The 13,115-nt window shown below is 71.7% G+C and carries 11 protein-coding genes; 8 read left to right on the forward strand and 3 right to left on the reverse strand.

All coding sequences use genetic code 11. From position 1 onward, the window contains the following. The first annotated feature begins 151 nt into the window (after positions 1-151). Positions 152-1,705: an aldehyde dehydrogenase family protein gene (locus tag ACFVXA_RS05425; protein ID WP_383737755.1), complete on the forward strand. Its 1,554-nt coding sequence runs from the start codon at positions 152-154 to the stop codon at positions 1,703-1,705. Positions 1,706-1,898: 193 nt separating this feature from the next. Here the strand turns inward: ACFVXA_RS05425 and ACFVXA_RS05430 are convergent, their stop codons facing one another. After that, positions 1,899-3,401, reverse strand: coding sequence for an MFS transporter (locus ACFVXA_RS05430; protein ID WP_390023897.1), 1,503 nt, complete (start codon positions 3,399-3,401; stop codon positions 1,899-1,901). Between the two features lie 381 nt (positions 3,402-3,782). Between ACFVXA_RS05430 and ACFVXA_RS05435 the strand changes: the two genes are divergently transcribed. Together ACFVXA_RS05435 and ACFVXA_RS05440 are read left to right on the forward strand one after the other, a co-directional pair. Then, positions 3,783-4,244, forward strand: a complete 462-nt coding sequence (locus ACFVXA_RS05435) for a MarR family winged helix-turn-helix transcriptional regulator (RefSeq protein ID WP_389512496.1) — start codon at positions 3,783-3,785, stop codon at positions 4,242-4,244. Positions 4,245-4,403: 159 nt separating this feature from the next. After that, on the forward strand, positions 4,404-6,164 hold the full coding sequence (locus ACFVXA_RS05440) for a beta-ketoacyl-[acyl-carrier-protein] synthase family protein (protein ID WP_390023899.1): 1,761 nt from the start codon (positions 4,404-4,406) through the stop codon (positions 6,162-6,164). 737 nt (positions 6,165-6,901) lie between these two features. Here ACFVXA_RS05440 and ACFVXA_RS05445 read toward each other — a convergent pair. Further along, entirely contained in the window at positions 6,902-7,996 is a 1,095-nt protein-coding gene (locus ACFVXA_RS05445) for a Ku protein (protein WP_389512493.1), read from the reverse strand. A 94-nt stretch (positions 7,997-8,090) separates the two neighbouring features. Between ACFVXA_RS05445 and ligD the strand changes: the two genes are divergently transcribed. Further along, a complete protein-coding gene (gene ligD / locus ACFVXA_RS05450; RefSeq protein WP_390023901.1) occupies positions 8,091-8,966 on the forward strand; it encodes a non-homologous end-joining DNA ligase in 876 nt (291 codons plus the stop codon). A gap of 218 nt (positions 8,967-9,184) precedes the next feature. Here the strand turns inward: ligD and ACFVXA_RS05455 are convergent, their stop codons facing one another. After that, positions 9,185-9,988 carry a nuclease-related domain-containing protein gene (locus ACFVXA_RS05455; protein WP_389512489.1) on the reverse strand — a complete coding sequence of 268 codons (804 nt, stop codon included), beginning with the start codon at positions 9,986-9,988 and terminating at the stop codon, positions 9,185-9,187. A 133-nt stretch (positions 9,989-10,121) separates the two neighbouring features. On the opposite strand from ACFVXA_RS05455, the gene ACFVXA_RS05460 reads away from it, so the two are divergent. From ACFVXA_RS05460 to ACFVXA_RS05475, 4 genes are all read left to right on the forward strand, one after another. Then, positions 10,122-10,604, forward strand: coding sequence for a dual specificity protein phosphatase family protein (locus tag ACFVXA_RS05460; RefSeq protein WP_362024340.1), 483 nt, complete (start codon positions 10,122-10,124; stop codon positions 10,602-10,604). Between the two features lie 65 nt (positions 10,605-10,669). Continuing rightward, positions 10,670-10,792 (forward strand): hypothetical protein, encoded by a 123-nt coding sequence (locus tag ACFVXA_RS05465; RefSeq protein WP_383902153.1) that lies wholly within the window; start codon positions 10,670-10,672, stop codon positions 10,790-10,792. A gap of 174 nt (positions 10,793-10,966) precedes the next feature. Continuing rightward, a complete protein-coding gene (locus ACFVXA_RS05470) occupies positions 10,967-11,776 on the forward strand; it encodes a hypothetical protein (RefSeq protein WP_362024343.1) in 810 nt (269 codons plus the stop codon). Next, positions 11,773-13,053 (forward strand): ATP-binding protein, encoded by a 1,281-nt coding sequence (locus ACFVXA_RS05475; protein WP_389464797.1) that lies wholly within the window; start codon positions 11,773-11,775, stop codon positions 13,051-13,053. The genes ACFVXA_RS05470 and ACFVXA_RS05475 overlap by 4 nt, the downstream gene beginning before the upstream one ends. Positions 13,054-13,115: the final 62 nt, after the last annotated feature.

Below are 13,115 nucleotides of genomic sequence, written 5' to 3' on the forward strand. Positions count from 1 at the left end.
TCGCGTTCCCTTTGTTGAGTTGTTGGAGATCCGGCGCATTCTCCGCCGTGAGCCGTGACAACCAAGGCTGACCTCTGGCATCAAAGGGGAGGCACACCAGCGCCCCCGCGGCGCGCACGACGCCCGCAGTTCGCATCGACGAGGAGTCGCCATGGTCAGCGCAGTCGCCGCAGTGACGGCGGTCAGCAGCACCGATGACATTCGTGCGCGGGCGGAGGCCGCTCTGGCGCGCTGTGGGGTCGAGCTCGCCGCGGTCAAGGGGGACGGCCTCGGCGCTCGTACGCCCATCACGGGCGCGGAGTTGTTCCGGTTGCGCGCCGACACCCCCGAGAGTGTCGATCGAGCCGTCGAGGCTGCGCACGACGCGTTCCTCACGTGGCGGATCACCCCGGCTCCGGTACGGGGTGCGCTGGTCAAACGGTTCGGGGAACTGCTGGCCGAGCACAAGGCGTACCTCGCCGATCTGGTCACCGTCGAGGCCGGCAAGATCCGGTCCGAGGCGCTTGGCGAGGTGCGGGAGATGATTGATGTCTGCGACTTCGCGGTGGGGCTGTCGCGGCAGTTGTACGGGCGCACGATGCCCTCCGAGCGTCCCGGGCACCGGCTGATGGAGACCTGGCATCCGCTGGGCGTGGTCGGTGTGATCTCCGCCTTCAACTTCCCCGTCGCCGTGTGGGCCTGGAACACCGCGGTGGCTCTGGTCTGCGGCGACACCGTGGTCTGGAAGCCGTCCGAGCTCACCCCGCTCACCGCGCTGGCCTGTGCCGCCCTCCTCGACCGCGCCATCGCCGAGAGCGGCGCCCCCGCCCACCTCAACCAGGTCGTGCTCGGTGCGGCGGAGACGGGCGAGCGGCTGGTGGACTCACCGCTGGTGCCGTTGGTCAGCGCGACCGGTTCGACGCGGATGGGGCGGGCGGTGGGGCCCCGGGTGGCCGCCCGGTTCGGCCGCAGCATCCTGGAACTCGGCGGGAACAACGCGGCCGTCGTGACCCCCTCCGCGGACCTCGATCTCACCGTGAACGCCGCCGTGTTCGCCGCCGCGGGCACGGCGGGGCAGCGGTGCACCACGCTGCGCAGGCTGATCGTGCACGCCGACGTCGCCGATGCGGTCGTGGCGCGGCTCACCGCCGCCTATGGGCGGCTCCCGATCGGAGACCCGTTCCAGGAGTCGACCCTTGTCGGGCCGCTCGTGAACGAGGGTGCGTACATGAGGATGCGGGGTGCCCTCGAGCGCGCGGTCGAGGAGGGCGGCACCCTGTGCGTCGGCGGCGAACGGGAGTTCGCGGACGCGGTACCGGGCGGTTACTACGTCCGGCCTGCCCTCGTACGGATGCCCGCGCAGACCGGCGTCGTCCGCGAGGAGACCTTCGCGCCCATCCTGTACGTCCTCACCTACCGCGACCTCGACGAGGCGATCCGGCTGCACAACGACGTACCGCAGGGGCTGTCGGCCGGGATCTTCACCGGCGACCAGAGCGAGGCCGAGCGGTTCCTGGCCGCCGACGGCGCGGACTGCGGGATCGTCAACGTCAACATCGGGACGTCGGGAGCGGAGATCGGCGGGGCGTTCGGCGGCGAGAAGGAGACCGGCGGTGGGCGTGAGTCCGGTTCCGACGCCTGGCGGGCGTACATGCGCCGGGCCACCAACACCGTGAACTACTCGGGGCGGGTGGCGCTGGCGCAGGGGGTGGACTTCTCGCAGTAGCCCAGCAACCCAACAATCGCCGATAGCCCGGCAACCCCCCAGTAACTCAGTAGCTCCGTAGGTCCGTAGCTCCGTAGCTCCGTAGCTCCGTAGCTCAACGGTGGGCAGCGAACGGGTCGGCGTCAGGGACGGCCCGTTCGGACCGTCCCTGATTGCGTGTCAGCAGACTTCCGTGTCAGCAGGCTTCAGTGGGTCACGCCTTCGCCGCGGACGTCTCCGGCGCGGCGTCCGGCGCTCCGGCCGGCGCGGTGTCCGGCGTCTGCGCGGTGGCGTTCGCCGGGCGGACCGGGATGAAGGAGGCGACGGCGGCCGCCACGAGGCCCACGCCGCAGCCGATCAGCATGGCGACGCGGAAGCCGTTCTCGGACGGCAGGGAGTAGGGGCCGAACCTGGTGGTCATCTGGGCCAGGACCACGCCGATCACGGCGGCGGACACCGAGCTGCCGATGGAGCGCATCAGCGTGTTGAAGCTGTTGGCCGAGGCGGTCTCGGACTGGGGTACCGCGCCCATGATGAGGGCCGGCATCGCCCCGTAGGCGAAACCGACACCCGAGCTGCCGACGATGGTCACGACCAGCAGGCTCCAGGGGGAACCGGAGCTGATCAGCGGCAGGGCGATGCCGTAGCCGAGGGCGATGACGAGGGCGCCGACGATGAGGGTGACCTTGGGTCCCTTCGCGGCCGACAGCTTGGCGCCGACCGGCGAGATCAGCATCATCATGAGGCCCGCCGGGGCCATCCACAGGCCCATGGCCAGCATGGACTCGCCCAGTCCGTAGCCGGTGGCCTCGGGCAGCTGGAGCAGTTGGGGTACGACGAGCGACTGGGCGTACATCGCGAAGCCGACCAGGATCGAGGCCGCGTTCGTCATCAGCACCTGCGGGCGGCCGGTCACCCGGAGGTCGACCAGCGGGTCGGTGATCCGCCGCTCCCACCAGCCCCACGCCAGCAGTACTAGGACGGCGGCCGCGAACAGGCCCAGCGTGGTGCCGCTGCCCCAGCCCCAGTCGGCGCCCTTGGAGACGGCGAGCAGCAGACAGACCAGCGCGGTGCCGAGACCCAGCGCGCCGAGCAGGTCGAAGCCGCTCGACGCGGGGTTCGCGCGGTCCGCGGGAACGAAGATCCAGATCAGCGTGGCGACTGCGAGGCTCAGCACGGCGACCACCCAGAACAGCACCCGCCAGCTGGCGTTCTCGGCGATCGCCGCGGAGAACGGCAGGCCGAGCGCGCCGCCCACGCCCATGGAGGCGCTCATCAACGCGATGGACGCGCCCAGCTTCTCCGCCGGCACCACGTCGCGCAGCAGGCTGATGCCGAGGGGCACCACGCCCATGCCCATGCCCTGCAGTCCGCGTCCGGCGATCATCGGGATCACCGAGGAGGACAGCGCGCAGACCACCGAGCCGAGGACGAGCGGGACCAGGGAGGCCAGCAGCACGCGCTTCTTGCCGTACATGTCCCCGAGGCGGCCGGCGACCGGTGTCATCACCGCGGCGGCCAGCAGCGTGGCGGTGATGACCCACGAGGCGTTCGAGGCGCTGGTGTCGAGCAGGGCCGGCAGTTCGCCGATCAGTGGCACGACCAGCGTCTGCGTGATCGCGGCCACGATGCCCGCGAAGGCGAGGATGCCGACGACCCGGCCGGGTCCGGGGCCGCTCCTGGGCTCGGTATCGGTCGCGGGCTTGGAACTGTCCACAGGTACTCCCTCGTACGGTCAGGGCGACATGCATCACGCACGCGACGCGCATCGGCACGCGACCGCGCATCAGGCACGCGACGCGCATCGGGCGCTCGTGCGGCGCCCAGTCGTGTGCGGCGACCACTCGCGTACAGCGCCCACGCGCGTGCAGCGCCCGCACCGCGATGTGCGTCTCACCACCCGCCACCCGCCACCCGCCACCGGCCACCCGCGATGTGCATTCGCCACTCGATGTGCATAAACCACGTGATGTGCATCCACCACCTGATGTGCATCATGCACATCCATTGCATCATACATACGCGTGGTATATCTACAGGTAGGTGGCCTCCCTGAGAAGGAGTGCGGGAGGCCGGCCAGGAGCCGAAGGAAGCACGCGTGGACAAGCCCCTTGATCAGATCGAATTCGAGACCATGCTGCTCGGGCGGTACATGCACCTGCTGACACCGCGCCTGCGGAACGGCGACCGGCGGCTCGACCGCAGCGCCTACCTGCTGCTCAGCCGTATCCAGGTGGACGGCCCGATGTCCATCGGTCAGCTCAGCGAGGCCTTCGGCCTGGACACCTCCACGCTCAACCGGCAGACCGCCGCCATGCTGCGGGCCGGGATCGTCGAGCGCATCCCCGACCCCGAGGGCGGTATCGCCCGCAAGTTCGCCATCACCTCCGAGGGCGAACGCCGGCTGGCCGCCGACCGCTCCGAGAACCTGACCGGCCTGGAGAAGGTGATGGAGGACTGGACACCGGGCGAGGTGGCCGAGTTCGCCGCGTACCTGGGCCGTCTGAACCGCGACATCGAGCGCCTGGACGGGCGCCCGTGGCCGCGCCGCCAGGCCTGAGAACACCGCCTTCGATATCCCTTTTCCCGAGCGGGAATTGGGAGACGCTTTCCGTGACATTGCGCACTCATCGGGGGGAAACCTAGGCAACTGGTGATTTGTCGTCGACAGTTGAGCCTGGCATTCCCCCCACCCCCATGCACCGAAGGCTCATGCCCCATGCGCAATTCGTCCGACGTCCCCGTACAGCCCCACGCCGTCACCGTCGCCGAAGTGATTCCGGGTGATCTTCTCGCCCTCTCGGAACAGGACGTGGCGGAAGACAAGTGGTACGTGGTGATGCACACACTTCCTGAGACTCCGCACACCATTCGAATGACCTTGCGACCGCCACTCGGCGGAATGGATCACGACGAGGTATTCGAGCGCGGCCATCAGGTGACCGTGGGCTGCCGGCGCATGGATGTCGCCGGAATTCCCGAGGTCGCCCCCGCCGATCTGGCGAGCGTCGAATTCCGCGACGGCGACCGCGTCACCTCGCTGCGGGCCGTCGACCCCCAGGCCGTCGAGGAGTTGTACACCCGCCGTTGGGGCCGCTGGCACCGCGACCTGGAGAGCCGGGCCGAGGAGACCGTCTCGGACGCCGGGCTGCGCGAGCGGGTCGCGCATGCCGTGGAGGAGGGGCATGTCGTACGGCATCTGCCGCGGCCGCGTCGTACGGCCGTCCCCGCCGCACCCCGACGGGTCGTCGTCACCGGGCTCGGAGCCGTCAGCCCGCTCGGCGTGGGAGTGGACGAGCTCTGGCAGGGGCTGGTGGAGGGCCGCTGCGGGATACGGGAGTTGGACGGCGAGGAGTTCGCCGACCTGCCCGTACGGGTCGCGGGCAGCGTGCCCGTCAATCCCACCGAACTGCTGCCGAGGCAGCAGGCGCGGCGGATGAACCGGTCCGCGCAGTTCGCCGTGCTCGCCGCGCGCGAGGCGTGGCGCGACGGCGGGTTCGACGTGGCCGGTACGGCCGAGAGCGGGCTCGACCCCGAGCGGGTCGGCGTCAGCGTCGGCGCCATCCTCGGCGACGCCTCCGTGCTCGTCGGCGGCGACCGGAAGCTGCGGGACAAGGGACCGCGCGCGGTCTCCCCTCTGACCACCCCGATGACCGTGCCCTCGCAGGCCGCCTCCCAGGTGTCGCTCGCGCTGCGGATCACCGGCGAGGCGCGCACCGTGACCAGCGCCTGCGCCTCCGGCACCGAGGCCATCGGACAGGCCATCGACCGCATCCGGTACGGGCGGGTCGACGTGGCCCTCGCCGGCGGTGCGGAGGCCGTGGTCACCCCGGCGATCATGGCGGCGTTCGCCGCGATGCGCGCGCTGTCCACGCATGAACTCGGGTCCACCAGTCCGTCGCGGCCCTTCGCCAAGGACCGAGACGGCTTCGTGAACGGCGAGGGAGCGGGCTTTCTGCTGCTGGAGTCGGAGGAGCACGCGCGGGCCCGCGGGGCCCGTATCTACTGCGAGGCCGCCGGCTGGGGTCTGTCCGCCGACGCCCACCACATGGCCGCGCCCGACCCCTCCGGCAGCGGAGTCGCGCTCGCGCTGCGGCGGGCGGTACGGGACGCGGGCGCCCACGTCGTGGACGTCGTGCACGTCAACGCCCACGCCACCGCCACCACCGACGGCGACCTCGCCGAGGCGCGCGCCCTGCGCGCCGTGCTCGGTGACGACGTCCCGGTGACCGCGCTCAAGGGCCATCTCGGCCATCTCCAGGGCGCGGCGGGTGGCGTCGAGGCCGTCGCGACGGTGCTCACCCTCCACCACGGGCTCATCCCGCCCACCATCGGCTGCGACGACCAGGACGACGCCATCGCCCTCGACGTGGTCACCAAGACCCCGCGCCCACTGCCTGCCGTGGGCGACCTGGCCCTCAGCAATTCCTTCGGATTCGGCGGCCACAATGCGGTGTTGGCGTTGCGTCGGACTGCTTGAGGGGGGCGGCTCGCGCGGGGCGCAGGGTACGGGCTCGCGCGAGGTACGGGCTCGCGCGGGGCGCGAGGTACGAGTTCGCGCGGGGCGCGAGGTACGAGTTCGCGCTGTGGCTCGTGCGGTGGCGCGGGGGTGCACCCCGGACACGGGGGGCGTGCCGGACACGGGAGCTCGCCCGGCGCGGGGGCCTGCCATGCGAAGCGCTGCCCCTCGCACGGCGTGCGGATAGTCGCAGCGGGGGCGGCGCCTGACGTACGAGGTGCCGCCTCACTTCGCACGACGCCGCGGGCGCGCCGGGGGTGCGTGGGGAGCCGCCTGATGGACGAGGTGGCACCCACGCATGCGGGTGCCGTCCGACATACGGCGCCCCCTCCCGCACGAGGTCGCCCGCGAGCTACAGGACCGCCTTTCGCGCGGGGTTGCTCGCAAGATACGGAACCACCTCGTGCACGAGGCCCCGCCGGACGACGTACGAGTTGCCGCCGGCGCGTCGGGTCGCCGCCCGGCGTACGTGGTACCGACTCCCCCACGGGGTTGCCCCCGAGATACGGGACCGCCTCCCCCACGGGCCTGCCCCGAGATACAGGAAAGGACCACCTCCCGGACGGGGTTGCCCCCAAGACACGGGACCACCCCCGCACGGGGGTTGCCCCCGCCGTACAGGTGCCGTCTCGCGGGCGAGGTGGCGGCCGTGCGGGGGATGTCCTTCGGTGCGGGTGGGGCGCCGGTGCGTGTGGTGGTCAGGCGGACGCTCGTTTGCGGGGGGCTGCCTTCTTTGCGGGAGTCTTCTTCGCGGCCGTCTTCTTCGTCGTCTGCTTGGTGGCCGTGCTCGCGGCCGGCTGCTTGGTGGCCGACTTCTTTGTCGTGGTCTTCTTCGCGGCGGTCTTCTTGGCCGCCGCGGACTTCTTCGCGGTGGACGTCGACTTCTTGCCGCCGACCTCCTTGGGGGCCGTACGGGCGGACTTGCGGGCGGCCGTACGGCGGGCCGGAAGGGGCGTCACCTCGGCGGCTCCGCCGCTTTCCTCCGCGGCTCCGCCGGTTTCCTCGCCGCGGGACTCCTTGGCGTCGCGCACGCTCTTCTCCAGCGCGGCCATCAGGTCGAGCACCTTGCCGCCGGCCCGCTCCCCCGCGGGGGCGGCGGGTGCCTCGACGCCGGAGGCCTTGGCGGCGATGAGTTCCTCGACGGCCTCGCGGTAGTCGTCGTGCAGGTCGGTGAGGTCGACCTCGCCGAGGGTGTCCATCAGGGCGTCCGCCAGGTCCAGTTCCTTCTCGCGGACGGTGACGCTCGTGTCCGGGGCGACCTCGTCCGTGGCGCGGATCTCGTCCGGCCACAGCAGCCCGTGCAGGGCGATGACGTCGTCGACCACGCGCAGCATGCCGAGCCGCTCCCGCCCGCGCAGCGCGAACTTCGCGACGGCGACCTTCTGGCTGCGCTTCAGGGCCTCGCGCAGCAGGACGTACGGCTTGGCGGCGGGGACACCGTTCGCGGAGAGGTAGTACGCCGTGTCCATCTGGAGCGGGTCGATCCGGTCGTCCGGCACGAAGCCCACGATCTCGATGGTCCGTGCGGTCGGGATCGGCAGCGAGGCCAGGTCCTCGTCCGTGATCGGGATCAGCGTGCCGTCCGCGTCCTCGTACGCCTTGCCGATCTCGGCGGTCGTGACCTCGCGGTCCTCCAGTTCGCAGACCTTGCGGTAGCGGATGCGGCCGAGGTCGTCGAGGTGGACCTGGCGGAAGGAGATCGTGTGGCTCTCCGTGGCGTTCACGAGCTTGATGGGGATGCTGACCAGGCCGAAGGAGATGGCGCCGTTCCATATGGATCGCACGTGCAGCACCCTTCCGATCGCTCTGCGGGGTCCGATTCCGACCCAGTACCTCGATACCGGTACCGATATCCGATATCTGCCGGTTTCATGGGATTCTCATCGTATGACGCCGATCACGGAGGTGGAGGGGCGAAGGCTCGCGCTCAGCAATCTGGAGAAGGTGATCTATCCGGCCACCGGCTTCACCAAGGGTGAGATGCTGCACTACTACGCGACGGTGGCCGACGCGCTCCTCGCGCACCTCTGCGACCGGCCCGTCTCCTTCCTCCGCTACCCGGACGGCCCGGACGGGCAGCTCTTCTTCGCCAAGAACGTGCCGCCCGGTACGCCCAGCTGGGTCAGGACGGCGGAGGTCCCCCGATCGGAGGGGCCCGCACGGATGGTCCTGGTGCAGGACCTGGCCTCACTGATGTGGGCGGCGAACCTCGTCACCGAGTTCCACACACCACAGTGGACGATCGACGCGCCCGGAGTCGCCGACCGGATTGTCTTCGATCTCGATCCCGGGGCGCCCGCGACGGTCGTCGAGTGCTGCGAGGTCGCGCTGTGGCTGCGGGAGCGGCTGGCCGGGGACGGGATCGAGGCGTACGCGAAGACGTCCGGGGCGAAGGGGTTGCATCTGCTGGCCGCCGTGGAGGCGACTCCGTCGGGGGAGGTCAGCTCGTACGCGAAGGAGCTTGCCGTGGAGGCCGAGCGGGAGATGCCCGGGCGGGTGACGCACCGGATGACCAAGAGTGTCCGGGGCGGGAAGGTGTTCGTCGACTTCAGTCAGAACGCGGCGCGGAAGACGACGGCCACGCCGTACACGTTGCGGGCGCGGCCCGAGCCCGCCGTGTCCACGCCGGTGACCTGGGACGAGGTCGCCGCCTGCCGTCGCCCGGGGCAACTCCTCTTCCTCGCGCCGGACATCGCTCCCCGCCTCCAGCGGTACGGAGATCTGCTGGCGCCGTTGTTCGATCGCGGGGGGCCGCTGCCGTGATGCCGTGCGGGTGGGTGGGCAGACGGGGGCCCTTCGCCCCCTCCGCCCCTACCCTCACCCTCCCTCCGCCCTTACCCTCACCCTCCCGCCAAGCTCTCGCCCCTCCCCCAGGCTCTCGACCCTCCCCATAGCTCTCGCGCCTCCCCCAAGCTCTCGGCCCTCCACAAGCGCGCGGCTTCGCTCGAGCAGGGGCACCCCCATCGCCCCTAGGGGCTCCGTTACACCCGGGACCACGTACGGCGGTCCCGGGCCATGGCGTGGAGGGCCTCGATGTCCGCTGGTTTCAGGGTGCCGCCGAGGCGGGCGAGGGAGGCGAGGTCGGTGTCCTGGAGGACGCGGACCTCGCGTGGGGGTGACAGGACGTCGAGGTGCGCCGGTTCGGTCACCGCGAGGACCGGACGGACCTCGGCGGTGAGGGCGTACGACGCCCGGTCGGCGTCGGCACGGACCCGGCGCAGCAGCGGCTGCGGTTCATGACGGCCGACCGTGACCATCGGATCGGTCACGAGAACCCGCTGCTTGCGGGCGTACAGCGCGCACACGGAGAAGAGGCCCCCGGGGCCGATGATCAGGTGATGGATGCGGTCCCCGCCGGGGAGCGGGAGCGAGTGGAGCGTGTGCCAGCCCGCGCCCTCCAGCTGGTCGAGGGCCTCGCCGACCGCCTGCTCGGCGGCGAGTGCGCGACGCCGCGGGTCCGGACGCAACCGGTGCGCCGGGCCCGGATCGCGGTCGAGGGCGATCATCAGCGCCTCGCCAGGCCGGTTCGGCGCCAGGTCGTCGTCCGGGTGGAGACTGAGGCGCGCCAGCTCCGCCGGTGTCGGGACGGGCGGCGGTCCCACCGTCACCGGGCCCGTCAGGAACGGGCCGAGGACATCGAGCACGTCCTCGCGCCGGTCCTCGCTGAGCAGATGGACGCGGGCCGCCTCGCGGTCGTACCAGGCGACGTTCCTCCCGTCCGCCAGACAGACGTACAGCCGCTCCTGACCGTGGCGCCAGGTCGGTATGACGCGCAGTCCGTTCATGCATCATCACCCCTGACCATGGGAACAGGCGGGGTGCTCCAGGGGCAAGAACCCGGATACCTTTGGGAGGAGTTGGGGGACTTGGGGATTGGGTGGGAGGCGCCCGTTGCTCAATCGCAGGAGACCACCCGATGTGCCGGCCCCGGACAGCCCGTGGAGCGAGATCGTCCCCGGCCTGTGGATGGGCGGACACGCCTTCGCGGGCCGCTCCGGGCAGGCCGAGTTCGCCGTCGTACGCGACGAGTTCGACCTGGTCCTGACGCTGTTGCGGCTGCCGGGACACGGGCCGGACCCGGGCGTGGAACACCATGTGTGGCCCATTCCGGACGGCCCTCTCGACGGTACGCAACTGGCGGGGGTGATGCGACTCGCACGGGCCGCCGACGACGCCCTGGAGGACGGCCGCCGGGTGCTCGTACGGTGCTATCACGGGTACAACCGTTCGGGTCTGGTCGTCGCGCACGCGCTCGTCCTCGCGGGTCACTCCACCGAGGACGCGATACGGCTGATACGGACCCGGCGCTCCCCCTGGGCCCTGCACAACGAGCTGTTCGTGGAGTACCTGCGGGCGGGGCTGGCCACGGCCCGCCTCCTCGAGGAACTCGCGGAGCCGTAGAGCGACCGAGCTTCCGGAGGAAGCACCGCCCCCGCCCCCGCCCCCGCCGTACCGCCCGCCTCGCCGTGGCCGCCGCGCCGGCCACGCTGCCCGGCGTCGGTCCGGTCGCCTGCGGCGGGGACACTGTCGAGGTGCCGCGCGTGGACGGGTCCACGGCGGTCTTCACGGTCCGCGAGACCAGCAGGTGAACAAAAAGGACTTCCCTACGAATAATGTGTACGGGCGACCGACCGTCCGGAGCTGCGCCTGATCACCAGTGGCGGGCCCCCGGTGGCCCGTCATCGCGCCGACAACATCATTCTTCACGCCGACCTCGTGCAGTAGCGCCTGCGGACCGGGGGCGGCCCGGACGCAGGAGTGCAGTGACCGCCAGCCGCCCCAGCCGCCGCGCGCGTGCGCTCGGCGCCGCCGTCGTCGCCGTCCTGGCGGCGGCCCTGGCAGGCTGCGGCGACAGCGGCGACCTGCGCGCCGCTGGGGCCACGCCCACCGCCATCGGCCCGACCAGGCTGTGGCCCCAGCTGCCGCCCGCCTCGACGCCCGCCCTCGACTACGGCGAGGCGGACACCGAGACCGTCAAGGGCATCCAGTCGCCGGGCGACGACATCCACCGGGTGGATCCGGTCGCCGTCGTACGCGCCGAAGTGGCCGCGCATCCGAAGGACTACACCGGTCCCCACGCCATGTACGCGGAAACGGTCCAGCAGCTCAAGGAGTGCGGCAAGAAGGGCGCGCTCGGCAGGAAGTGCCCGATCCTCCAGGCGTACTACCGCGATCTCACCGGCGACGGGAAGGACGACCTGGTGCTCGGCATCCGCTTCCCGGCGGACCAGCTGGCGGTGCGCGTGTACACGTTCATGCATCACAGGCTGGTGCAGGTCATGGGCACCTCGGACAGTGTGGTCAGCGTGGAGCTGGCGGGCCGTGACGTGATCATCCGCTCGCCCTCGACCCTGCCGGGATACGAGTTCCGTACGGTGTGGACCTGGGACCCGCACCAGAACGCGATGCTGGCGACGCGCGACGAGATCCTCCGCGTCGGCACCGCCTCGCACCCGCCGACACCGGCGCCGTCCCCCTCGCTCTCGCTCTCCTCGACCTTGGTCCCGTCACCGTCGCTCTCCCCGACGCTGCCGCCGTCGCCGTCCCTCTCCCCGTCCGCGAGTGGCTCATGAGGCGGACCTTCCGGCGCCTGCCCCACTGGACCGCCACCCTGACCTGGAAGGCGGCCGCCTTCATCACGGTGATGTGCTGCGGCCTGGCCGCGCTCCTCGGCGTCCTCGTGCATGTCTCGGTGACCGACCAGACCGTCGGCGAGGCACGCGGGCGCGCGCTCGACCGGCTCGCCGAGGTGACGACGGAGTACGAGGCCGGAAACCGGCTGCCGCCGGGCGCGGGCGTCGATCTGCCCGGGCTGCCGGCCCCGCTGCGCGAGCTGGCGGCGGACGGGAAGCGCGGCACGATGGTCGGCGACCAGGGCGCGCCCCCCACGATGTGGGCGGCCGGCCCCACGGACGACGGGCGCGCGCTCGCCGTCCAGTACGACTACGCGCAGGGCGCCCACACCATCGACGCCCTGGACCGGGCGATCGTGTGGTCGTCGGCGCTGGCGATCGGCGCGACGCTGCTGGTGGGCACGTTCGCGGTGACCCGGGTGACCCGACGGCTGCACGCGACGGCGCAGGTGGCGCGGCGGATCAGCGCGGGCGCCCTGGACGCCCGCGTCAACGACCCCCGCGCGCAGGACCCGACGCGCCCCCAGGACGAGGTGGCCGCGGTCGCCGGGGCCCTCGACACCATGGCCTCCTCGCTGCAGAGCAAGCTGCTGAGCGAGCAGCGGTTCACCGCGGACGTGGCGCACGAGCTGCGCACCCCGCTGACCGGGCTGCACGCGGCGGCCGAGCTGCTGCCGCCGGGGCGCCCGACCGAGCTGGTGCGCGACCGGGTGGCCGCACTGCGCACGCTCACCGAGGACCTGTTGGAGATCTCCCGGCTGGACGCCCGGAGCGAGCGCCTCGAGCTGGACTCGGAGGCGCTGGCGCCGCTGGCCGAGCGGGTGGTGCGGGCGTCGGGGACCGCCACCGACGTCCGGGTCGTACGGGACGTGCGGGTGGAGACCGACCGGCGCCGGCTGGAGCGGGTGCTCGGGAATCTGGTGGCGAACGCGCACAAGCACGGGGTGGGGCCGGTGGTGCTGACGGTCGACGGGCCGGTCGTCACCGTGCGGGACCACGGCGACGGCTATCCGGAGTACCTCGTGGAACACGGGCCGCAGCGCTTTCGCACGGAGGGCGGTTCGAAGGGGCACGGGCTCGGACTGACCATCGCGCTCGGCCAGTCGGAGGTACTGGGCGCACGGCTCTCGTTCGCCAACGCGCCCGAGGGCGGCGCGGTGGCGACTCTGACGCTCCCTCATCCCGACCGTTCCGAAGGACCGTCCGGAGCAATCTGAAGGACCGTCCGGACGGCCATGAGCTGCTCCGCCTCCCCGATGGCTCAGTGCGACCTGCGCGC

Origin of the sequence: Streptomyces sp. NPDC058246, assembly GCF_042881985.1 — a bacterium.
GTDB lineage: Bacteria > Actinomycetota > Actinomycetes > Streptomycetales > Streptomycetaceae > Streptomyces.

What these genes read in the sequence shown, in the direction of transcription:
- ACFVXA_RS05475 (WP_389464797.1), top strand. Translation starts at nt 11,773, where the DNA reads ATGAGGCGGACCTTCCGGCGCCTGCCCCACTGGACCGCCACCCTGACC.
- ligD (WP_390023901.1), top strand. Translation starts at nt 8,091, where the DNA reads ATGACGCCGATCACGGAGGTGGAGGGGCGAAGGCTCGCGCTCAGCAAT.
- ACFVXA_RS05440 (WP_390023899.1), top strand. Translation starts at nt 4,404, where the DNA reads ATGCGCAATTCGTCCGACGTCCCCGTACAGCCCCACGCCGTCACCGTC.
- ACFVXA_RS05425 (WP_383737755.1), top strand. Translation starts at nt 152, where the DNA reads ATGGTCAGCGCAGTCGCCGCAGTGACGGCGGTCAGCAGCACCGATGAC.
- ACFVXA_RS05455 (WP_389512489.1), bottom strand. Translation starts at nt 9,988, where the DNA reads ATGAACGGACTGCGCGTCATACCGACCTGGCGCCACGGTCAGGAGCGG.